The organism is Pseudomonas sp. UME65 (assembly GCF_014170225.1).
In the GTDB taxonomy this organism is placed as follows: domain Bacteria; phylum Pseudomonadota; class Gammaproteobacteria; order Pseudomonadales; family Pseudomonadaceae; genus Aquipseudomonas; species Aquipseudomonas protegens.
Map to the genome: position 1 here is coordinate 338,284 of NZ_LZZQ01000016.1, position 22,445 is coordinate 360,728.

The 22,445-nt window shown below is 65.2% G+C and carries 19 protein-coding genes; 14 read left to right on the plus strand and 5 right to left on the minus strand.

Going from position 1 to position 22,445, the window contains the following annotated elements; genetic code table 11:
* Window positions 1–142: 142 nt before the first annotated feature.
* The 4 genes from A9971_RS26725 (at window position 143) to A9971_RS26740 (ending at window position 4,373) form a co-directional block, all read left to right on the plus strand.
* Window positions 143–1,219 carry a sigma-54-dependent Fis family transcriptional regulator gene (locus A9971_RS26725; protein ID WP_011061215.1) on the plus strand — a complete coding sequence of 359 codons (1,077 nt, stop codon included), beginning with the start codon at window positions 143–145 and terminating at the stop codon, window positions 1,217–1,219.
* Between the two features lie 112 nt (window positions 1,220–1,331).
* Complete coding sequence (locus A9971_RS26730) at window positions 1,332–1,913, plus strand: TetR/AcrR family transcriptional regulator (protein WP_011061216.1); 582 nt, start codon at window positions 1,332–1,334, stop codon at window positions 1,911–1,913.
* 149 nt (window positions 1,914–2,062) lie between these two features.
* Entirely contained in the window at window positions 2,063–2,923 is an 861-nt protein-coding gene (locus A9971_RS26735) for an NAD(P)-dependent oxidoreductase (RefSeq protein ID WP_026022879.1), read from the plus strand.
* Between the two features lie 247 nt (window positions 2,924–3,170).
* Window positions 3,171–4,373, plus strand: coding sequence for an MFS transporter (locus tag A9971_RS26740; RefSeq protein ID WP_065364012.1), 1,203 nt, complete (start codon window positions 3,171–3,173; stop codon window positions 4,371–4,373).
* On the opposite strand, the gene A9971_RS26745 is transcribed toward A9971_RS26740, so the two are convergent.
* From A9971_RS26745 to A9971_RS26760, 4 genes are all read right to left on the minus strand, one after another.
* A complete protein-coding gene (locus tag A9971_RS26745; protein ID WP_065364013.1) occupies window positions 4,349–5,134 on the minus strand; it encodes a type 1 glutamine amidotransferase domain-containing protein in 786 nt (261 codons plus the stop codon). The genes A9971_RS26740 and A9971_RS26745 overlap by 25 nt on opposite strands.
* 91 nt (window positions 5,135–5,225) lie before the next feature.
* A complete protein-coding gene (locus tag A9971_RS26750; RefSeq protein ID WP_169891661.1) occupies window positions 5,226–6,065 on the minus strand; it encodes a metal-dependent hydrolase in 840 nt (279 codons plus the stop codon).
* Between the two features lie 39 nt (window positions 6,066–6,104).
* On the minus strand, window positions 6,105–7,004 hold the full coding sequence (locus tag A9971_RS26755; protein ID WP_183000175.1) for an SDR family oxidoreductase: 900 nt from the start codon (window positions 7,002–7,004) through the stop codon (window positions 6,105–6,107).
* A complete protein-coding gene (locus tag A9971_RS26760; protein WP_072441901.1) occupies window positions 6,991–8,559 on the minus strand; it encodes an NAD(P)/FAD-dependent oxidoreductase in 1,569 nt (522 codons plus the stop codon). Before A9971_RS26760 ends, A9971_RS26755 begins: the two co-directional genes overlap by 14 nt.
* A gap of 268 nt (window positions 8,560–8,827) precedes the next feature.
* Between A9971_RS26760 and A9971_RS26765 the strand changes: the two genes are divergently transcribed.
* The 3 genes from A9971_RS26765 (at window position 8,828) to praA (ending at window position 12,044) form a co-directional block, all read left to right on the plus strand.
* The gene (locus A9971_RS26765) at window positions 8,828–9,823 is read left to right on the plus strand and encodes an alpha/beta fold hydrolase (protein WP_015635560.1); all 996 of its coding nucleotides are present in this window, start codon (window positions 8,828–8,830) and stop codon (window positions 9,821–9,823) included.
* Window positions 9,824–10,118: 295 nt separating this feature from the next.
* Complete coding sequence (locus tag A9971_RS26770) at window positions 10,119–11,411, plus strand: alkane 1-monooxygenase (protein ID WP_011061224.1); 1,293 nt, start codon at window positions 10,119–10,121, stop codon at window positions 11,409–11,411.
* Window positions 11,412–11,552: 141 nt separating this feature from the next.
* Window positions 11,553–12,044, plus strand: a complete 492-nt coding sequence (gene praA, locus A9971_RS26775) for an alkane oxidation protein activator PraA (protein WP_015635562.1) — start codon at window positions 11,553–11,555, stop codon at window positions 12,042–12,044.
* Between the two features lie 8 nt (window positions 12,045–12,052).
* Here the strand turns inward: praA and A9971_RS26780 are convergent, their stop codons facing one another.
* Window positions 12,053–12,241: a hypothetical protein gene (locus A9971_RS26780; protein ID WP_183000399.1), complete on the minus strand. Its 189-nt coding sequence runs from the start codon at window positions 12,239–12,241 to the stop codon at window positions 12,053–12,055.
* Between A9971_RS26780 and praB the strand changes: the two genes are divergently transcribed.
* The 7 genes from praB to A9971_RS26815 all read left to right on the plus strand — a co-directional run bounded on the left by praB (window position 12,177) and on the right by A9971_RS26815 (window position 22,380).
* Window positions 12,177–12,683 carry an alkane oxidation protein activator PraB gene (gene praB / locus A9971_RS26785; protein WP_011061226.1) on the plus strand — a complete coding sequence of 169 codons (507 nt, stop codon included), beginning with the start codon at window positions 12,177–12,179 and terminating at the stop codon, window positions 12,681–12,683. The genes A9971_RS26780 and praB overlap by 65 nt on opposite strands.
* A 122-nt stretch (window positions 12,684–12,805) precedes the next feature.
* Window positions 12,806–14,254 (plus strand): outer membrane protein transport protein, encoded by a 1,449-nt coding sequence (locus tag A9971_RS26790; protein WP_011061227.1) that lies wholly within the window; start codon window positions 12,806–12,808, stop codon window positions 14,252–14,254.
* A 278-nt stretch (window positions 14,255–14,532) separates the two neighbouring features.
* Window positions 14,533–17,082, plus strand: coding sequence for an acyl-CoA dehydrogenase (locus A9971_RS26795; protein WP_015635565.1), 2,550 nt, complete (start codon window positions 14,533–14,535; stop codon window positions 17,080–17,082).
* 30 nt (window positions 17,083–17,112) lie between these two features.
* Window positions 17,113–18,465, plus strand: coding sequence for a 3-oxoacyl-ACP reductase (locus tag A9971_RS26800; RefSeq protein ID WP_041118144.1), 1,353 nt, complete (start codon window positions 17,113–17,115; stop codon window positions 18,463–18,465).
* A 3-nt stretch (window positions 18,466–18,468) separates the two neighbouring features.
* Window positions 18,469–19,359, plus strand: a complete 891-nt coding sequence (locus tag A9971_RS26805) for a MaoC/PaaZ C-terminal domain-containing protein (protein ID WP_015635567.1) — start codon at window positions 18,469–18,471, stop codon at window positions 19,357–19,359.
* Window positions 19,359–20,657, plus strand: coding sequence for an acetyl-CoA C-acetyltransferase (locus A9971_RS26810; RefSeq protein WP_011061231.1), 1,299 nt, complete (start codon window positions 19,359–19,361; stop codon window positions 20,655–20,657). The genes A9971_RS26805 and A9971_RS26810 overlap by 1 nt, the downstream gene beginning before the upstream one ends.
* A 19-nt stretch (window positions 20,658–20,676) precedes the next feature.
* On the plus strand, window positions 20,677–22,380 hold the full coding sequence (locus tag A9971_RS26815; RefSeq protein ID WP_015635569.1) for a long-chain-fatty-acid--CoA ligase: 1,704 nt from the start codon (window positions 20,677–20,679) through the stop codon (window positions 22,378–22,380).
* The last annotated feature ends 65 nt before the right edge of the window (window positions 22,381–22,445 follow it).

The window sequence follows — 22,445 nt, forward strand, 5'->3', positions numbered from 1 at the left end:
GCCGATTGCTGCTCCAGCAGCAGGTGGGGAGCACCCTTCAGATATATTCATAAAAGGAATATCTAAAGATTAATTAATAATTATTTAGTCTAAATATCTTCGTGCACTATTGAGCCCGCGCTTTTACTGCCAGGAATGCACCATGTCGCTGATCACTCATCCAAACGCCCGTGAATTGACCAAATCGGTACGGGCCACCGTTCTGGTGTTCAAGGACCCGCGCTCCCAGGAATTGCTCAGTCGCATCGAGCGCCTGGCCCCCAGTGAGGCCAATACCCTGATCATTGGCGAGACCGGCACCGGCAAGGAACTGGTGGCGCGCCACATCCATCACCTGAGCCGCCGCGGGCGCGAGCCCTTTGTCGCGGTGAACTGCGGGGCCTTTGCCGAAACCCTGGTGGAAAGCGAACTCTTCGGCCATGAGAAAGGCGCCTTTACCGGTGCCACCACCCACAAGGCCGGCTGGTTCGAAGCGGCCAACGGCGGCACGCTGTTTCTCGACGAGATCGGCGACTTGCCGCTGAACATGCAGGTCAAGCTGCTGCGGGTGCTGCAGGAGCGAGAAGTGGTGCGCCTGGGCTCGCGCACGCCGATCCCGATCAATGTGCGGCTGGTGGCGGCCACCAACGTCAACCTCGCCGATGCGGTGGTGGCCGGGCATTTTCGTGAAGACCTGTTCTACCGCCTGCACGTGGCCACCATCCGCCTGCCGCCGCTGCGCGAGCGCCCGGGGGACATCCTGCCCCTGGCCGAATTCTTCCTTGAGGAACACTGCCAGCGCCTGGGCTACAACCGTGCCTCGCTGACCGAAGAAGCTGAACGCAAGCTGCTGGAGCACAGCTGGCCGGGCAACATTCGCGAACTGGAAAATGCCATCCACCACGCCTTGCTGGTGTGCCGCCAGCAACGGGTGGCACCGGGGGATCTGCACCTGGTGGACATGCGCTCCTCCGGCATCCGCCAGGAACAGGCGCCCCTGGCCGTCCCCGGGCCTCAGGCGCCGGCAGACCTGGGCCGGGCTTTGCAGGCGCTGTTCGAGCAGAACATTCCCGACCTGTACGAGCACATCGAGGAAACGATCTTTCGCGAGGCCTATCGCTACTGCCATGGCAACCAGTTGCAGACCGGGCGCCTGCTCAACATCAGCCGCAACATCGTGCGCGCCCGGCTGGAAAAGATCGGCGAGTTGAACAAGCCCCTGGCGACTTCCGCTTCCTAGATCCGCTTCCTGGACCCGAGAACCGGCCCGGGGCTTTTTTTGCCCGGGGCGGTTGACGCCTGCCGGCTTGATCTTTAGTCTTTGGAACGATCATTCCAGAAAGGTAATAGCCGTGCGTCCCAAGGAGTTCGACCCCGAGCAGATTGCCGATGCGGCCATGCAGGTGTTCTGGCAGCGCGGTTACGCCGCCACGTCCATTCAGGACCTGGTGGAAGGCACCGGCCTGAGCCGCAGCAGCCTGTACAACGCCTTCGACAGCAAGCACGGCCTGTACACCTGTGCCCTCAAGCGCTACCAGCAGATGACCAGCGCCAATATCGAGCTGCTGGGCGCCGACGCACCCGCCAGGGAACTGGTCCGGCGATTGCTGATGCGCATCGTCGACAACGAGCTGGAAGACACCCGGCGCCTGGGCTGCCTGGCGGCCAATGCTTCCCTGGAAATGGCCGGGCAGGACGCGGCGGTGGCTCAGCTCGTGGCGCAGAATTTCCAGCGTATCGAGGCGGCCCTGGAGCAGGTGCTGCGTCGCGGCCAGGAGCAGGGGGAGATCGACCCGCAGAAGAATCCCCGGGCCCTGGCCAGCTTTGTGGTGTGCACCGTGCAGGGCTTGCGGGTGCTGGCCAAGGGCAGCCTGGCGGAGCAACGACGCCAGCGCCTGCTGGATGTGGTCGAGGTGGTCCTGGCCAGCCTGTAGCAGCCGGCGTGCCGGCGAAGGGCCCCTCACAATCTGCATCAGGTTCCAGGGCGTCTTCGCTGGCAAGCCAGCTCCTACAGGGCTGGGCTTTTTTTTGCCTTTTATTGGAATGATCATTCCATAATTAATTCAACATGGGAGAGACACAGATGGCCAAGCAACCAGGATCCATTGCGGTATTAGGCATCGGCATCATGGGCGCCGCAGTGGCGCGCAATCTGCGGCGCAAGGGCTTTGCGGTACGGGCCTGGAACCGCACGCTGCAACGGGCCCAGGCGCTGATCGCGGACGATATCCAGGTATTTGCCGAGCCCGCCGAGGCGGTACGCGGGGCGCAAGTGATCATCACCCTGGGCAAGGACGGTGCCGCCGTGCTGCAAGCCATGCAGCAGGCACGGGACGGTTTCGAGCCTGGGGCGCTCTGGCTGCAGATGGCCACCGTGGGGATCGAGGCCAACGACGAACTGCAAGGCTTTGCCCGGGATGGCGGGCTGGTCTTCTACGATGCCCCGGTGCTGGGCACGCGCCAGCCTGCGGAGCAGGGCCAGTTGGTGGTATTGGGCGCGGGCCCCGAGGCTCATCGGCCGGCGTTGCAGCCGCTGCTGGAGGCCATCGCCAAGCGTGTGCTCTGGGTTGCCGAACAGCCGGGAGCCGGCAGCCGCCTGAAGCTGGCCCTCAACAGCTGGGTGCTGGCCCTGACCCACGGCGCCGCGGAAAGCCTGGCCCTGGCCAAGGGGCTGGGGCTGGACCCGGCGCTGGTGGTGGAACTGGTCAGCGGCGGGCCCCTGGACAGCGGCTATTTCCAGGCCAAGACCCGGGCCATGCTCAGTGGCGACTACAGCCCGAGCTTTACCCTGGCCAACGCCCTGAAAGACGCCGAATTGATGGTAGCGGCGGCCGCCAGAGCCGGGGTCCGGCTGGATCTGGCCGAGGCCGGAATCCAGCGTTTCCAGCGCGCCCTGGAGCAGGGCCATGGCGACAAGGACATGGCGGCCTCCTACCTCGGCTGAGCGTTTTCTTCTAGCGCTGATGCAGGCGCTGGCTTGCCAGCGAAGGCGCCCGTGAGTCGGGCGCAGGGGCTGAGGGCCTCTTCGCCGGCAAGCCGGCTCCTGCGGGAGCCTGCGCGGTGTATCTGCCTGTTGTAGGAGCTGGCTTGCCAGCGAAGGCGCCCGTGAGTCGGGCGCAGGGTCTGAGGCCCATTCGCCGGCAAGCCGGTTCCTGCGGTGATTTCTGGTCTTCTTGTGTGAGCATTCTTTCATGAACATTTGCGTACCTTTGCCGACCGCCTCCAGTAGGTTGCCGGTCTGGCGCCTGCTGGCCTTTACCCTGGCCGGTTTCATCGCCATCGTCACTGAGACGCTGCCTGCCGGGCTGTTGCCGCAGATCAGCCAGGGCCTGGGCATCAGCGAGGCCATGGCCGGGCAGTTGATCAGCCTGTATGCCCTGGGCTCGGTGGCGGCGGCGATTCCGCTGATCGCCGCCACTCGCAGTTGGCGCCGTAGGCCCTTGCTGTTGCTGGCCATCGGCGGCCTGTTGCTGTTCAACAGCCTGACCGCGTTGTCGACCCACTATCTGCTGACCCTGGCCGCGCGCTTTGCCGCGGGCATGGCGGCGGGGCTGGTCTGGGGCCTGCTGGCCGGCTATGCCCGGCGTCTGGTGGTGCCCGAGTTGCAGGGCCGGGCCCTGGCGGTGGTGGGCGTGGGCCAGCCGATCGCGCTGTGCCTGGGGGTGCCCCTGGGGGCCTGGCTGGGCACCCGCATGGATTGGCCGCAGATCTTCTGGGGGCTGTCGCTACTGGCTCTGCTGCTGTGGTTCTGGGTGCGCCTGGCAGTGCCGGACTACCCCGGCCAGCCGGCCCACCAGCGCCAGCCGATCGCGCGGATCTTTCTCACCCGGGGCCTGCCCCAGGCGCTGCTGGTGATCTTCGTGTGGATCCTGGCCCACAACATTCTCTACACCTATATCGCGCCGTTCCTCGCGTCCCTGGGCCTGGCGGCCTCTCTCGACCGGGCGCTGCTGGTGTTCGGCCTGGCCTCCCTGGTGGGGATCTGGTTCACCGGGCTCGGGGTCGACCGCTGGCTGCGCGGGCTGACCCTGTGCAGCCTCGCCGGTTTCGCCCTGGCGTGCCTGCTGCTGGGGATCGCTGCCAGCCAGCCCTGGCTGGCCTGGCTCGGCATTGGCGCCTGGGGCCTGACCTTCGGTGGCGCCCCGACCTTGCTCCAGACCGCCGTGGCGGATGTGGCCGGGGAGGGGGCGGATGTCGCGCAATCGATGCTGGTGACCATCTTCAACCTGGGCATTGCCTGCGGGGGTATGGTCGGCGGCCTGCTCTTGCAACGCTATGGCGCGGCGTCTTTTCCCTGGGCCATGGCCGCCCTGGCGCTGGTGGGCCTGATGCTGGTCTGGGGCGCGCGCAGCCATGCCTTCAAGCCGGGTCAGCGCTCTGCCTGCTGCGCCTGAGGTTGGGCGTCGCGAGCCTGTTGCAGCAGGCTCGCCCATTCATTGGCGAAGCGGTGGCAGTCCCCGGGCCAGCGCGCGGTCAATAGATTGCGGTCGCGGACCACAAAACCGCGCTCGGGGTGCTCTGCCGAATCCCGCCGGGGCAGCCAGGGCCCGGGCAGAAAATCCGCCGGGCTGGCCAGGGCCGCCTTGATCTCTTGCTCGACGCTGTGGTCGTAGGTGCGGTAGTAGCGCCCCAGCCACGGCGCGGTGACCAGCCAGGCCGCCAGCTCCATGGGCCCGGCCAGCAGGGCGGTGACCTTGCGCCCATGGAGCACCGAGCGCCCGCTGGCCGGATCGATGCAGCGTGCCAGGGCCAGGGGGCCGTGGCACACCGCGGCCACGGGTTTGTCGGCCTGGAAGAAGGCCAGGATGATCCGCCGCACCTCCTCGGATTCCAACAGGCTGCGCATGCCCCGGGCGTGGCCGCCGGGAATCAGCAAGCCCTCGTAGGCCGCCGGGTCGACCCCGGCATAGGGCAGAGGGCTGCAAAAGGCCGGGTCGCGGGTCATGGCGTGGTAGCGGGCCAGGTCGGCCGCCGGGGTCATCAACAACGGGTTGAGCGGGCCGAACCCCAGGCTCACCAGGCGCGAATCGGCGTAGGCCGGCATCCCCAGGGGGGTGGCGAACTGCGCGGCAAAACCGGCGTCCCGGGCAGCCTGCCAGGGCAGGCTGCTTTCGCTGGGGTCGTAGTCGGCGTGGGGCAGCAGAATCAGGATCATCGCGCGGGCTCGCAGCACCTAAGGGTGCGTTGCAGGTTAGCAGCCCGCCAGGGGATGCCGGCACGCCGCTGTTGCGCCGTGCCGGCATTTGTCACTTGGCCGCGGCGGCGCGGGTGCGTTCGATGTCCTGCACCAGGCCGTCGATGCGTTGCAGTTGCTCGCGGTTGTCGTGGTCCCAGGGGTGAAAGCCCGGCTTGAAGAACTGCAGCCAGGGCAGGGCGATCCGCGGGAACACCCCCTTGGGGCCGTAGAGGTACTTGACCACCTGCCACAACCCGCGCCAGTGGCCGCCGCGACGACGGTCGGCGATCAGCATGCGCACATGGAAGTCGAACACCACCAGCCAGAAGCCCAGGGTGGTGAACAGCATGCTCGCGGTGCGGATCAGGTAACGCTTGGGCCCGGGCTTGATCACGCTGTTCCAGACGTCGTAGGACACGGCCTTGTGCTCGGTTTCCTCCAGGGCGTGCCACAGCCACATCTGCCGGTAGCCCGCCACCGAATTGCCGAAGCGGCTGGGGTCGCGCAGCAGCAGGTCGGCGAGGATTGCCGTGTAGTGTTCCAGGGCTACGGTGATCGCGAGGTTGAAGGCCGGCGGGAAGTGCTTCTTCTGGAAATCGAGGAAGAAGCGCAACCGCCGGTCCAGCAGATGGGCCGGCAGCCCGGCGTCCTGCAGCAGGTCGTTGTAGCGCAGGTGCTCGCGGCTGTGCATGGCTTCCTGGCCGATGAAACCCTGGATCTGGCGCTTGAGCTCGGGGTCGTGAATCTGTTCGCGGTAGTGGCGCACGCTGTCCATGAAGAACAGCTCGCCGGAAGGAAACAGCAGGGACAACGCATTGAAGAAGTGGGTCACGTGGCTGCCTTGCTCGTGCCAGTCGCAGGCGCGTTCGGCAGGCAGTTCGACCTTGATGTCGCGGCGGATGGGCAGCATGGCTGTCGCTCCTCTAGACATGAAAAAGGGTGGGCGGCGCTACAGGCCGCGTTCGTCCTGGGGCTCGTAGACCGCCGGCCGCGTCTTGCCCGGCTTGGGCGCCATGCGCCGGCTGGCCCATACCACCAGGGCCTGGTAGGCACTGGGCAGCAAGCGGATGAACAGGTCGAGCAAGTGCGCGTCGCGGCCGATCAGCACCCGGCGCTTGTTCTTGCGCACCCCCAGCAGGATCACCTTGGCGGCGGTTTCGGCGGAGGTGATGAAGAGTTTTTCGAAGTCGTCCCGGGCCTGCTGTTCGTTGTCGATCAGGAAACCCTTGACGTTGTCGCTGATGCGGCTGGTGCGGGCGATATCCGTGCGGATGCCCCCCGGGTGCACGCAGGTGGCGGAGACCCCGTGGCCTTGCAGGTCCAGCTCCTGGCGCAGGGATTCGGTAAAGCCGCGCACGGCGAACTTGGTGGCGTTGTAGCCGCTCATGCCAGGCTGGGAGAACAGCCCGAAGACGCTGGAGGTGTTGATGATATGGCCGTCGCCGGATTGCCTGAGGTAGGGCAGGAAGGCCTGGGTGCCGTGGACCACGCCCCAGAAGTTGACGTCCACTATCCACTCCAGGTCCGCCAGGCTCGAACCTTCCACGGTGCTCGACAGCGCCACTCCGGCGTTGTTGAAGATCAGGTTGATCTGGCCGTGTTCGGCGGCGCTGGCGGCGGCCCAGGCGAACATCGCCTCGCGGTCGCCGACGTCCAGTTCCTGGCTGCTGATGCGCAGCGGCAACAGGGTCGCGGCCCGGGCCTGGGCCACGGTCTGTGCCAGGCCCTGGGGGTTCTTGTCGGCCAGGGCCAGGTGACAGCCCTTACGGGCCAGGGCGACGGCCAGGGCGCGGCCCATGCCGGAGGCGGCGCCGGTGATGGCGGCGACTTTACCGTTAAAGTTTTTCATTGAGAGCGGCCTCTTCAAGGTGCAGGGGGCGCGCGGCGGCCGGTGCGGCGGCGGGCTGGGTGTGGGGCAGGTGGCTGGCCTGGTAGTCCTGCAGTTCGAAGTGCTGCAAGGTCTTCTTGAAGCTCCAGGTGGAGCCCGGCCAGAGGGTGGTGTTCTGCCCGCTGCGCGGGTCCAGGTACCAGCTGCGGCAGCCGCCGGTGGACCAGATGGCCCCGGCCAGGCGCTGCTGCAGGCGCTGGTTGTACTGGCTTTCGACCTGGGGCCGGACTTCGATGCTGGCGATACGTTCGCGCTGCATCTGGCCCAGGGCCTTGAGGATGTAGTCCACCTGGGCCTCGATCATCAGGATCATCGAGTTGTGCCCCAGGCCGGTGTTGGGGCCGACGATCATGAAGAAATTCGGGAAGCCCGGCAGGCAGGTGCCCAGGTAGGCGTGGGCGCCCCGGGCCCAGCTGTCCATCAGGTCCTGGCCATGGCGGCCGAACAGCAGGCCTCGGGGAATCGGGTCGGTGGCCTGGAAACCGGTGCCGAAGATGATGCAGTCCACGGGGTGGCGGTTGCCGTCTGCAGTGATCACCGCGTCGCCGTCGATGCGCTGGATGTCATCAGTGATCAGCCGCACGTTGCCCCGGGTCAGGGCCGGGTAGTAGTCGTTGGAGATCAGGATGCGCTTGCAGCCGATGGTGTAGTCCGGGGTCAGGCGCTGGCGCAGCACCGGGTCGGGCACCTGTTTGCGCAGATGGCGCAGGGCCACGCGCTGCACCACCTTCATCAGTCTGGGCCGGCGGGCGAAGGCGATCACCCGGCTTTCCAGGGCCCAGTACAGCGCCGAGCGCACCAGCCGCTGGGTGAAGGGCAGGTGCTTGAAGGCCCAGCGTTCCACCGCGCTGAGCTCGCGGTCGGGCTTGGGCATGATCCACGGCGGGGTGCGCTGGAACAGCTTGAGCTGAGCCACCCGCGGGGCGATTTTCGGCACGAACTGAATGGCGCTGGCGCCGGTGCCGATCACCGCCACCCGCTTGCCTTGCAGGGCGTAGCGGTGATCCCACTGCTGGGAGTGAAACCGCTTGCCGGTGAAGGTGTCGAGCCCGGGGATGTCCGGTATCGCCGGGCGCGACAGGCCACCCATGCCGGAGATCAGTACCCGCGCACTGACTTCCCGACCATTGCTGAAGCGCAGGTGCCAGCGCTCCCGGGCTTCATCGAAGACCGCCTGTTGCAGGCCCATGTTGAAGTGCAGGTAGGGCGCCAGGGCGAAATCCCGGGCGCAGTTTTCCAGGTATTCGCGGATTTCCGGCTGGGGCGCGAACTGCCGGGTCCAGTTCGGGTTGGGCGCAAAAGAGAAGGAATAAACGTGGGATTGCACGTCGCAGGCGCAGCCGGGGTAGTGATTGTCGCGCCAGGTGCCCCCCAGGGACGCGGCGTGTTCGGCGACGAAGAAATCCTCTATCCCCGCTTGCTTGAGCTTGATCGCCATGCACAGCCCTGCGAAGCCGGCGCCGATGATGGCGATGTCAACGACCTCGGGGTCGTTGGGTGGCGAGTACGCATTCATGGTGTGTACCTCGATTGTAATGATGCTGCTGGGTGACTTTCGTCAGTGGGTGAAAACTCAGGATTGCACAATTTAAAATAATGTTTTAAAAATTAATTTAAATAAATTACCTGAAAATGTCACCTGCGCTGGTCGCCTGTGGATTTTGCGGGGCTCATCCAGGCCATGGGTGAGGCGTCACAGGCGGCACCAGGCCAGGGCGACACGCCACACCGCCAGGTCATTCCGATCACGGGCGAACGGCGCAGGGAAGCTGAGGGGGCGGGTTATGGAGTGGCTGGTAGCGGCAGCGGTATTCCTGGCGGTCAGTGCGGTGCTCTGGGTGGTGAGTTTTCGTATCAACCGCCGGATTGAAAGCCAGGTTCCGATCAACGGACGCTTTCTCGAGGTCGGTGGCGAGCGCATTCACTACACCGATGAGGGCAGGGGCCCGGCGCTATTGATGATCCATGGCCTGACCGGCTGCGGGCGCAACCTGACCCACTCCCTGGCCCCGCAACTGCGCGAACGCTTCCGGGTGATCACCATCGATCGTCCTGGTTCGGGCTATTCCACCCGGGCCCGGGGCGCCGCGGCAGACCTACCGGCCCAGGCCAGCCTGGTGGCCAGGTTCATTCGTACCCTGGACCTGGGCCAGCCGCTGGTGCTGGGGCATTCCCTGGGCGGTGCGGTGGCGCTGTCCCTGGCCCTGGACCATCGGCAATCGGTGTCCGGACTGATCCTGGTGGCCCCCTTGACCCATCCGCAGCGCATGTTGCCGCTGGTGTTCCTGTCCCTGGCAGTGCGCCCGGCTTTCCTGCGGCGCTGGATGTCCCTGACCCTGGCGGCGCCCATGGCCATGCTCGGGCGCCGTGGCCTGGTCAAGTCGGTGTTCGCTCCGGACCCGGTGCCCGAGGATTTCGCCGAGCGTGGCGGCGGGTTGCTGGGGATGCGTTCGGACAGCTTCTACAACGCCTCCAGCGAAATCGCCGTGGTCAACCGTTCGCTGCCGGGCATGGTCAAGCATTACCCCAGCCTGAAGCTGCCGGTAGGGCTGATCTATGGCTCGGCGGACCCGGTGCTCAGTTACCGCCGGCACGGTGAGTCAATGGTCGGCAAGGTGCCGGGGCTGTCCCTGGAGATCGTCCAGGGCCGGGGCCACATGTTGCCCATCAGCGCAGTCGAGCGGGTGGTGGCCATGGTCCAGCACGTCGCTTCCCAGGCTGCGCCACAACGCAGCGCAACCATCCTGCACCCGCCGTTCGCGGCTTCAAGAGCAAGTTGAGGGCGTGGTGGGGGGCGGTTTCGAGCGCCCCTGCCGCGGCGTCGACAGCAGCTGTAAATGCTTCACGGGCGACATTCGAAACAAGCCGAAAAAATAGTTGACGAGCTAACGAACCCGAGCTATTTTTTTAAAAAAATGTTTTGAATGTTTTTTTTGAAAGTGCAATTGAGCGATTAAAAATAATGAAAATAACGCCATTTCACGCTTTTGTTTTTTCATCCCTTCACGCTCTGCACAGCGCAGCCGCGCTGTCCTTTATAGCACCTGTTTCGACTGCCATCCTGCGGAGGCTGCCATGACTGTTTCCGTGGCGGCACCCGGCGTCTGGACCGATAGCAAGCGTCACCTGTGGTGGCTGGGCACCTTGCCCATGATCACCCCTCTGCTGTCGGGGATCTTCGCCCTCACCACCGGGGTGCAAGTGTTCTGGTGGAGCGGGGTCCTGGTGATCTTCGGCCTGATCCCGCTGATTGACGGCCTGATGGGGGAAGATGCCAGCAACCCGCCTGAATCCGCCGTTCCCGATCTGGAAAAACAACCCTACTACCGCTTTATCGTCTACAGCTGTGCCGTGCTATCGGTACTGTCTTTGGTGGTGACCGCCTGGATGGCCATCAGCGGGGTGGACTGGATCATCGCCGGCGGCCTGCTGCAACTGAGTGAACAACTGCACCTGCAAGGCAGCCTGGCGAGCTTCGCCGCCTTCCTCACCGAGCGTGCGCAACTGCACGGCAGTATCGGCTGGTTCACCTACCTGGGCATGGCGATGTCCACTGGCGCGGCCACCGGCATTGCCATCAACATCGCTCATGAGCTGGGGCACAAGAACCGCGGGATGGCCAAGTTCCTGGCCAAGCTGGCCCTGGCTTCGACCTTCTACGGGCACTTCTTCGTCGAGCACAACCGCGGCCACCATGTGCGGGTGGCCACCCCGGAGGACCCGGCCAGTTCGCGCCTGGGCGAATCCTTCTGGAGTTTCCTGCCGCGTACCGTGTGGTTCAGCCTGAGTTCGGCCTGGCATCTGGAAAGCCAGCGCCTGGAAAAACTCGGCCTGCCGACCCTGCACTGGAAGAACGGCGTGCTCAGCGCCTGGCTGTACAGCGTGGTGCTGTGGGGCGTGCTGATCGCCTGGCTGGGGGCGGCGGTGATTCCCTTCCTGGTGATCCAGGGGATCTACGGCTTCTCTCTGCTGGAGGTGGTCAACTACGTCGAGCACTACGGTCTGCTGCGCCAGAAACAGCCCAACGGCCGCTATGAACGCTGCTCGCCGCGCCACTCCTGGAACAGCAACCGGATCGTCACCAACATCTTCCTGTTCCAGTTGCAGCGCCACTCCGACCACCACGCCAACCCGACCCGTGCGTATCAGGCCTTGCGTCACTTCGACGAGTCGCCACAGCTGCCCTATGGCTACGCCACCATGATCGTCTGGGCCTATGTGCCGGCCCTCTGGCGGCGCCTGATGGACCACCGGGTGCTGGCGCACTACTCGGGTGATGTACGCCTGGCCAACATGCACCCGGCCAAGCGTGACGAGCTGCTCAAGCGCTACGGCTTCAGCAACACCGATTCAGACACCGCTCTTTAGTTGTACCGCTCACCCCTTCAAGTGCTGGTGAACCGGTCGTGTTCGCCTGTGATGTGCCCGCTTGAAGGGTGAGCAACGCAGTAGGCAGTCCTTAAGCAAGTTGACCGACAACAACAATAAGCAACTGTAAGGAAGTCACGGATGTCTATTTCACCGCTATTCACTGCCCAGTTGTTCGTGGTCCTGGTGGGGATCTCCCTGATGGGGGCCGCCGAAGCCGCGCGCATTGAACCGGCCAATACCGAGTTCACCGCCAAGGGCCCCATCAGCTTTGCCAAGAGCATCATCAATGCCGACTGCACCATCCAGGTCAGCGGCAAGGTCAGCCCCGACGGCAGCTTCGCCAGCGTCGAGAAAGTCGACTTCAGCGGCGGCCTCAAGTGCGGCCAGGTGGAAGCCACGCACCTGCCCTGGAAGCTGATCGCCAAGGACGAAACCAGCGGCGCCATGTCGGGTATCCAGGTCACCGTGCACGCGCCCCTGGTGGGCGGCGACTGCGGGCCGTCCACCGCCGAAGGCAGTTGGAACAACAGCACCGGAAAACTCGAAGCGGCCCAGGTCAGCCTCGACGGTGGCTGCACCATCAAGACCGTATCGATCCAGATGCCACCCACGTTCCGGGTTGCACCCTGACGCGCACGTCACACCTTTATCGAATTGAAGATTTGGCTGGAAAGGGAAGCTCGGTCGCTGTTCTCCGTGTCGTCTCGCTCAAGGCCATTACCCCGGCGAAATGAATCGCCATACATGTGAGGAAAAACAACAATGAAAGGCATCAAAACTCTCGTGTCCGCCACCGCCATCGTTGCCTGCTTGGGAGCTGCTTCCATGGCCAGCGCTGCATCCATCGCCATTGATGGTGCGAACCCGGATGGTCCGTTCACTACCCCTGGCGGCACCATCACCGTGCGCTCGCCGTCCTCGTTCAACCAGCCCGTGACCTGCAACATCAACTTCAGCGGCAACATCGCCGGCGGCGTGGCCAGCATCACCGGCGCCACCGTCAGCGGCAGCAACGCGCTGTGCAACCTGCCGAAGATCACTGGCTTGCCATGGACCCTGAGTGCCTCCAGCACCACCGCAGGTACCGTGACCAACGTGGGTTACACCATTTCCTTCTTCCCTGCCACCAACTGCGGTCCGACCACCATCAACGTGGCCTGGAGCAACGTGACTCACTCGCTGAGCCTGAGCACGCCTCAGACCCTGAGCGGTGGCTGCTCCGTGGATGTGCTGAACGCCAAGCCGTCGCCACAGGTCAGCGTGATTTAAGCGTTATCTGGAACCAAGGGCTGATCACCCGCTGAAGGACACCGCCTCGCAAGAGGCGGTGATCTGCAGATCAGGAGGGCCCTGTAGTGTCGGTTGCTATCGATAATAATAAGGAGTGGGGCATGAATAATAAGAAACAACAGTTGCAGATCGCGGTGGCACTCGCCCTGTTGGGGGGCTTTGGTGCGATCGGCACTGTTCAGGCAGGCGGCTTCACCACGCCTACCTACGGCGCTCCCGGATGGGGCCGAGCCTTCGGTGGTGGTTCGTTGTTCAAGAACGACCCCAGTGCGGCTTACAACAACCCGGCGGCCATGGCGTTTATCGATCAGAACGTGGCACAGATGACGGTCGACTACGCCCGCATCAAGATGAAATACAAAGGCGATGCCTACGATTATCAAGGGAATCCGGCCACCACCTTGCCGGTGGATGCATCCGGCGTCCCCACCAGCGGTCCGGTGCCCCTGGAGGGCAATGGTGGCCAGGGCGGCTTCACCGCCTGGTTGCCGACCGGCTTCATGGTAATGCCGATCAACGATCAGTTTGCCTTCGGCCTGAGCCAGGTCGTGCCCATGGGCATGCGCAGCACCTGGGATAACGACAATTCAAAGATCCGCGACTTTTCGGTGGATACCAAGATCGAGACCGTGGGCCTGACCGGCTCGCTGTCGTTCAAGGTCAATGACGACTTCTCCCTGGGTGCCGGGGTCATCGTCCAGCACAGCAAGGGCTTTGTCAGCCAGAACCTCAACCTGACCGGTGCCGCGGCGGTATCTCCCGGCCTGGGCGGGATCCCGCTGCCATCCGGCGTCGGGGCGAACCTGATGCGGGTCAAGGTGGACAATACCTCGGTAGGCTGGTTCACCGGCGTGGTCTGGAAACCCACCGACCGCGACACCCTGGGCCTGAACTACCACGCCAAGATCAAGAACAAGATGGACGGCAAGTACAACGTGCGTGCCGACGCGGTAGGCCGCCAGTACATGACCCAACCGGCCGGGCCCAATGGTGAAAGCCTGGTGGAACTGGCCTATCCCGGCCTGAAGCTGAACCCGGATGGCGCCAACGCCAGTGCCCAACTGGACATTCCAGCCTCCGCCGGGCTGGACTGGGTGCACGTGTTCGATGACCGCTTCACCCTGGGTGCCAGCATGCTGTGGACCCAATGGTCGTCGTTCAAGGACCTGACCCTGAAGTCCGATGGCAATACCCTGGTCTCCATCCCGTACAAGTACAAAGACACCATGATGTATTCCCTGGGTGGCGACTACCGCTTCACCGACCAGCTGACCCTGCGGGCCGGTGTGGCGTACGACCAGACACCAACCCGTAACAGCACACGTGACCCGCGGATTCCCGACAACGATCGCTGGTTCACTTCCCTGGGCTTCGGCTATGACATCAGGGCGATCCCCGGCCTGACCATCGACGGCGCCTATTCCCGGCAATTCGTCAAGGAAGCCAAGATCAAGACCCAGAACGTGGACCGTCTCGGTGCCTCGCGCCTGGATGGCAAGGTCGACGCCAAGGGCGAGGTGGTGAGTCTCTCCGCGACCTATCACTTCTGAGGGTAAAGGCTTTACCCACGCCTCGAGATAACGGCAGTACAAAGGGATTGTGCTACTGCCGTCGGCGGGACGGGTCACCTCAGGACCCGTCTTGACCTGCCATTTCCCCAAGCCCTGGCTGACATCGTTCGGCCGTTGTGCGTTGCCGAAATCACTCAAAACAATATTTAAAAATAAAATTTGAAACGCGACAGTTTCCTTTGTAGGGTGATCTTCGAGGGGCCGGCACAACGCCCAGGCTCCAAGTGGTCGTCTGCATAGAACAAGAGAGGTATTCCATGATTGTCTGGTTATTGGTGGGACTCGCCGCTGCGTTCGCACTGGCCTATCGGCAGGCCCCGGCATCCTGGTGGCTGGGCTCGGCCCTGGTCTGGCTGGGGGCAGGGCACTGGTTGGGCCTGGTGGGCTCGCTGGGCATCAGCCTCGCGGCGCTGCTGGTGGTGCTGCCGGCTGCGCTGCTGAGCGTCAAGCCGCTGCGTCGGGCCTTGCTCACCCGTCGTGCCCTGGTCATGTTCCGCAAGATCATGCCGGCCATGTCCGACACCGAGCGCGCGGCCATCGAATCCGGCACGGTCTGGTGGGATGCCGAGCTGTTCAGCGGCAAGCCCGACTGGTCGCGCCTGATAGGCGCCGCGCCGGCCAGCCTGAGCGCCGAAGAGCAGGCGTTCATGGACAACGAAGTGGAAACCCTGTGCGACATGGCCAACGACTGGGAAACCACCCAGGTCTGGCAGGACCTCTCGCCCAAGGCCTGGCAATACACCAAGGACGCGGGTTTCCTGGGGATGATCATTCCCAAGCAGTATGGCGGCAAAGGCTTCTCCCATTACGCTCACTCCCAAGTGGTGATGAAGCTCTCCACCCGCTGCTCGGCGGCGGCGATCTCGGTGATGGTGCCCAACTCCCTGGGCCCGGCCGAACTGCTGCTGCACTACGGCACCGAGGCCCAGCGCCAGCACTACCTGCCGCGCCTGGCCCGGGGCGAAGACATTCCCTGCTTCGCCCTGACTAGCCCGTACGCCGGCTCCGACGCCGGGGCCATTCCCGATACCGGCGTGGTCTGCAAGGGCCAGTTCGAGGGCCAGGAAGTGCTGGGCTTCCGGGTTACCTGGGACAAGCGCTACATCACCCTGGGCCCGATCGCCACGGTGCTGGGCCTGGCGTTTCGCGCCGAGGACCCGGACGGCCTGCTGGGCACCAAGGGCAGCCTGGGGATCACCTGCGCGCTGATTCCCACCACTCATCCCGGGGTCAATACCGGGCGGCGCCACTGGCCGCTGAACGCGGTGTTCCAGAATGGCCCCACCACCGGCAAGGATGTGTTCATCCCCCTGGAATGGGTGATCGGCGGTGGCGACCAGGTGGGCAACGGCTGGCGCATGCTGATGGAATGCCTGGCCGCCGGGCGCGCCATTTCCCTGCCCTCGGCCAACGTCGGCCTGGGCAAGGTGGCGGTGCGCGGCACCACGGCCTACGCGGCGATGCGCAAGCAGTTCGGCCTGCCCATCGGCAAGTTCGAAGGGGTGCAGGCGCCCCTGGCCCGCATGGCCGGGCACCTGTATGCCTGCGACGCGGTGCGCAAGGTCTCGGTGGCGTCCCTGGATGCCGGCGAGAAGCCCTCGGTGATCTCGGCCATCGCCAAGTACCACGTCACCGAGCGCGCCCGGGCCATGGTCAATGACGGCATGGACATCGTTGCCGGCAAGGGCATCTGCATGGGGCCCAACAACTTCCTGGCCCGGGCCTACCAGCAAAGCCCGATCGCCATCACCGTGGAAGGCGCGAACATCATGACCCGCTGCCTGATCATCTACGGCCAGGGGCTGATCCGTTGCCATCCCTATGTCTTTCGCGAGATGGAAGCGGCCCGGGATACCGGGCGCAAGGGCCTGGAAGCGTTCGACAGCGCGATGTTCGGCCATATCAGCTTCGTCTTCGCCAACACCGTGCGCGCCGCGGTGCATGCGGTCACTGGCGGGCGCCTGATCAAGGCCCCGGGCAACACCGACAAGGCCCTGGCCGGCTACTACCGGCAGATCCAGCGTCTGTCGGTGGTGCTGGCCCTGGCCTCGGACATTTCCATGGGCGTGCTGGGCGGTGCCCTCAAGCGCAAGGAAAGCATCACCGGGCGCCTGGGGGACATTCTGTCCCAGCTGTACATCCTGTCCTGCGTGTTGAAGCGCTTCGAGGACGATGGCCGGCCGCAGGCCGACCTGCCGCTGGTGCACTGGGCCGCCCAGGACTGCCTGCTGCGGGCCCATGAAGCCCTGGCCGAAGTGCTGGACAACTATCCGTCCAAGGCTGCCGCGCGGATCATCCGTGGCCTGAGCTTTCCCCTGGGCATTCCCCAGCGCAAGCCGTCGGACCGCCTGCTGGCGCAAGTCGCCGAACTGGTGCAGACCCCGGGCCCGACCCGCGACCGCCTGCTGGCCGACTCCTACATCCCGCAGCCGGACATCGACAAGCTGGCCTATGGCGAACTGGCGTTCCGCTTGCAGCCACAGGTGGACCTGATCGAGGCGCGGCTCAAGCCGGCGATCAAGCAGGGCAGCCTGGCGCCGTTGCCGATCTCCCGCGAGGCCTTCGTGATCTGGCGGGTCAAGGCCCTGGAGCTGCAGCTGATCAGCCCGGACGAGGACGAGCTGCTGGGGCGCTATGTGGAATACGGCGACCACGCGATCCAGGTCGACGACTTCCCCCAGGACTTCGGTCTGCTCGAAGCCCTGCAACAGCGTCAGGCGCACTTCGAGCAAAGCGCCAAGCCGGCCTCGCGCAAACGCGCGGCCAGCAGCGAAGACGCGGTGGCCGCCAGCGATTCGGCCTATTGACCCTCTACAGGATTGGATCGGGATCTCTTTATGTCTGACGGTTATCTTTCGTTCGTCAATTCCGGCTGGGGCCGCTGGCTGGCCCAGCGCACCGGCCTGCCGCAACCGGTGCCGCTGCAACGGCACCGCGAGGGGCAGGGCGGCAACCTGCTCAACCCGGTGGTCCTCGCCGCAGCGCCCGAGGGGCGCCTGCTGGGCGAGCTGCAACGGATCTTCGCCGCCACCGACACCGTGGCGGCCCAGGCCGCAAGCATCACCGCGCCTTCCACGGTGAAGGTCCAGGGCCTGGTGTTCGATGCCAGTGGGGTGGCCGACATTGCCCAGCTGGACGAGCTGTACCGCTTCTTCCACGCCAATGTGCGGCGCCTGACTGCCCACGGCCGGGTGCTGGTGCTGGGTACGCCGCCGGAGCACTGCAAGGAACTGGCCCAGGCGGTGGCGCAACGGGCCCTGGAAGGCTTCGTGCGTTCCCTGGGCAAGGAGCTGCGTCGGGCCATCACGGTGCAGTTGCTGTACGTCGAGCCCGGCGCCGAAGCCGAGCTGGACAGCAGCCTGCGGTTCTTCCTGTCGCGCCGCTCGGCCTATGTATCGGGGCAGGTGGTGCGCATCGGCGAACCGGTGGAAGTGCCCCGGCACATCGATTGGCAACAGCCCCTGGGCGGGCGCCGGGCACTGGTCACCGGGGCCTGCCGCGGCATCGGCCTGGCCATTGCCAAGGTCCTGGCCCGGGAGGGCGCCCAGGTGGTGTGCCTGGACATTCCCCAGAGCGAGGCCGAGCTGCAGCAGGCGGCTGCCGGGATCAAGGGCAGCGCCCTGGCCCTGGACATCACCGCGGCCAACGCCGGGCAACGCTTGCTGGAGTTCGTCGGCGAGCACGGCGCCTTCGATATCGTGGTGCACAACGCCGGCATCACCCAGGACAAGACCCTGGCGAAGATGACCGAGGCAGCGTGGCGCAAGGTCATGGCGGTCAACCTGGAAGCGCCGCTGCTGCTCAGCCAGGCGCTGCTGGAAGGCCAGGGCCTGAATCCCGGCGGGCGCATCGTCTGCGTCTCGTCGATTTCCGGGATCGCCGGCAACCTCGGGCAGAGCAACTACGCCACCTCCAAGGCCGGGGTCATCGGCCTGGTGCAGAACCTCGCCCCTTTGGCGGCGCGCCAGCAGATCACCGTCAATGGCGTGGCCCCGGGTTTTATCGAAACCCAGATGACCGCGAAGATCCCGCTGATGATCCGCGAGGCCGGGCGGCGCATGAACTCCATGAACCAGGGCGGGCAGGCCGAGGACGTGGCGCAAACCATCGCCTGGCTGGCCCATCCGGCCTCCGGCGGGATCAATGGACAGGTGGTCCGCGTCTGCGGGCAAAGCCTGCTGGGGGCCTGAGCCATGAATGCTGATACCGCAATTCGCATCATCGAGCCGCCGCCCTCCCGGGGGCAGCTGCTTTACGACGGCATCCGCAGCCTGCGCAAGCCCAAGCCGGACGCCGCGCCCCAACTGCCGACGGAGCGCCTGGTGCGCCCGGCGGTAGAGCTCAAGGCCGACGAAATAGCCCGCTACGCCCAGGCCTGCGGTTTTCGCCGGGAACACGGGGTGCCGCTGGCGTTTCCCCACACCTTGGCGTTCCCGCTGCATCTGTTGCTGCTGACCCGCCCGACGTTTCCCTATCCGGCCAGTGGCATGGTCCACCTGGCCAACCGCATCCGCCAGTACCAACGGTTGGAGGAGGGCCAGGCCCTGCGCCTGGAGGTGTTTGCCGAGCGTTGGTTGGCCCATCCCAAGGGCCAGGCGCTGTCGATTGCCACCCGGGCCCACAGTGGCGGCAGCCTGGTCTGGGAAAGCGACAGCCTGTACCTGCGCCGCGGTGTAGCCGGGCCCATCGGCGAGCCCTGGGAGGGCTTGTTGCAATGGGATGAGCAGGCCTTGGTGCGCACTCAGCGCTGGAGCCTGGGGGGCGATCTGGGCCGCCGCTTTGCCCAGGTCAGCGGCGACTTCAACCCGATCCATACCTCATGGCTGGGCGCCCGGCTGTTCGGCTTCCGCCGGCCCATTGCCCACGGCATGTGGACCCTGGGCCGGGCCCTGGCGGCCCAGCAACCGCCCCATCCTCTGGCGGCAGCCCAACTGGACTGCGAGTTCAAGCTGCCGATCTTCCTGCCGGCGGCGGTGACCCTGTGGAATCGCCTGCCGGACGGCCCGCGCCATGAGTTCGAAGTGCGCAACAACGCGGGGGACAAGCCCCACATGCGCGGTCTATTTATCTGGGGAGCTCGTTGATGGCTGAGTACAGTTTCAATCCGGCGCCGGTACGCCGGGTGGCGATCCTGGGCGGTAACCGGATTCCGTTCGCCCGTTCCAACACGGTATATGCCAATGACAGCAACCAGGACCTGCTGGTGGCGGCGTTGCAGGGCCTGGTGGATCGCTACGGCCTGTCGGGCCAGCGCCTGGGGGAGTTCGCCGCGGGGGCGGTGATCAAGCATTCGCGGGATTTCAACCTGGCCCGGGAAAGTCTCTTGTCCACCACCCTGTCGCCGCAGACCCCGGCCTATGACCTGCAGCAGGCCTGCGGCACCGGGCTTGAGGCGGCGCTGCTGGTGGCCAACAAGATCGCCCTGGGGCAGATCGAAGTGGGCATTGCCGGGGGCGCCGACACCACCTCCGACGCGCCCATCGGCATTAACGAAGGCCTGCGCCGCACCTTGCTCCAGGCCAACCGCGCCAAGGGCACCGGCAACAAGCTGCGCAGCCTGCTCAAGGTGCGCCCGGGGATGTTCTTCAAGCCGTTGCTGCCACGCAACGGCGAGCCGCGCACCGGGCTGTCCATGGGCGAGCACTGCGAAGAAATGGCCAAGCGCTGGCAGATCAAGCGCCTGGCCCAGGATGAACTGGCCCTCACCAGCCACCACCAGTTGAATGCGGCCTACCAGCGCGGCTTCTTCGATGACCTGATCACCCCGTACCGCGGCCTGAAACGCGATAACAACCTGCGGGCCGACGCCAGCCTGGAGAAGCTCGCCGGCCTGGGTCCGGCCTACGACCGCCACAACGGCACCCTGACCGCCGGCAACTCGACCCCGCTCACCGATGGCGCCTCGGTGGTGCTGCTGGCCAGCGAAGACTGGGCGGCGGCCAACAACCTGCCGGTGCTGGCCTACCTGCGTACCGGGGAAACCGCCGCGGTGAACTTTGTCGACGGCAGTGAAGGGCTGCTCATGGCCCCGGCCTATGCCGTGCCGCGCATGCTCGCCCGGGAGGGCCTGAGCCTGGAGGATTTCGACTTCTACGAGATCCACGAAGCCTTTGCCGCCCAGGTGCTGTGCACCCTCAAGGCCTGGGAGGACGCTGATTACTGCCGGGACAAGCTCGGCCTAGACGGACCTCTGGGCAGCATCGAGCGCAGCAAGCTCAACGTCAACGGCGGCTCCCTGGGCTGCGGGCATCCGTTCGCCGCCACCGGTGGGCGGCAACTGGCGACCCTGGCCAAGGCGATCCATGAGCGCGGCGGCGGCCGCGGGCTGATTTCCATCTGTGCAGCAGGCGGGCTGGGCGTAACCGCCATCGTCGAAAAATAAAATAACAAGGAGACTGCCAATGAGTGTCGTGAGCCTGCAACCCGTCGAGCGTATCTGGCTGAACGCTTACCTGCCGGGAGTGCCCAGCGATATCGAAGCCGAGATCGACCGTTACCCGTCGCTGCGGGAAGTGTTCCTCGAACACGTGGACAAGTATCGCCAACGGGTGGCCTATGTGAGCATCGGCACCGAGATGGGCTACGACCTGTGGGAGAAGCGGGTATTCGCTTTCGCCGCCTGGTTGCAGTCCAAGGGGGTGAAGAAGGGCGACCGGGTGGCGTTGATGATGCCCAACTGCCTGCAGTACCCGATCTGCCTGTTCGGCACCCTGCTGGTGGGGGCCGTGGTGGTCAACGTCAACCCGCTGTACACGGCTCACGAACTGCGGCACCTGCTCAAGGACAGCGGCGCCGAGACCGTGGTGATCTTCGAGAATTTCGCCCACACCCTGGAACAGGCGATGCCGGGCAGCCAATTGAAGAACATCGTGGTGGCCGCCATCGGTGACCTGCTGGGCACCTTCAAGGGCGCAGCCCTGAACTTCGCCTTGCGCCATGTGCAAAAGCAGGTGCCGAAATTCAACCTGCCCGGGGCCATCCGCTTTCCGGCGATGATGAAGCTGGCCAGCGTGCTGGAGCACCGCCCGGTGGAACTCAAGCAGGACGACATCGCCTTCCTGCAATACACCGGCGGCACCACGGGCGATGCCAAGGGCGCCATGCTCACGCACCGTAACATCCTCGCCAACCTGATGCAGGCCAAGGCCTGGGTCGGTGACCAGCTGGACGAGAACCAGCAGGAAACCAACGTCACCCTGTTGCCGCTGTACCACGTGCTGTCGCTGACGGTGAACTGCCTGATGTTCATGTGCCTGGGCGGGCGCAACATCCTGATCGCCAATCCGCGGGACGTGAAGCGGGTGCAGATGATCCTGCGCAAGGAAAAGTTCAGCGGCATCGTCGGGGTCAACACCCTGTTCAACGGCCTGCTGGAAAACGAAGAGTTTCGCGGCCGGGATTTCTCCGACCTGAAGCTGGCGATTGCGGGCGGCATGGCCACCCACACCTCGGTGGCCCGGCGCTGGAAGGAAGTCACCGGGGTGCCGATCATCGAAGGCTACGGCCTGACCGAGTGCTCGCCGGTGGTGAGCATCAGCCCGATCGACATTGCGCGCATGCGCGAAGGCGATTTCACCGGGACCATCGGCGTACCGCTGCCTTCGACCTGGGTGCGCTTCGTGCGCGAGGACGGCCAACTGGCCGAGCTGGGCGAGGAGGGCGAGCTGCAGGTACGCGGGCCGCAGGTGATGAAGGGCTACTGGCAGCGCCCGGAGGAAACCGCCAAGGTTCTGGACCGCCACGGCTGGCTGTCCACCGGGGATGTCGGGGTGATGAACGAGCAGGGCTTCATTCGCCTGGTGGACCGCAAGAAGGACATGATCCTGGTCTCCGGTTTCAACGTGTACCCCAACGAGATCGAAGATGTGGTGGCCCTGCACCCCGGGGTGGCGGAAGTGGCGGCGATTGGCGTCGAGGATGATGTGACCGGCGAGAAAGTGAAGATCTTCGTCGTACGCAAGGACCCGGCGCTGACCCAGGACCAGTTGCTGGCCCACTGCCGGGAATACCTCACCGGCTACAAAGTGCCGCGCTATGTAGAGTTCCGTACCCAAGAGCTGCCCAAGACCACCGTGGGCAAAGTCCTGCGCCGCGCCCTGCGCTGACCCGCAGGAGCCGGCTTGCCGGCGAAGAAACCCCTGGGCCTTGCGCCGTTCCCGAGGGCGCCTTC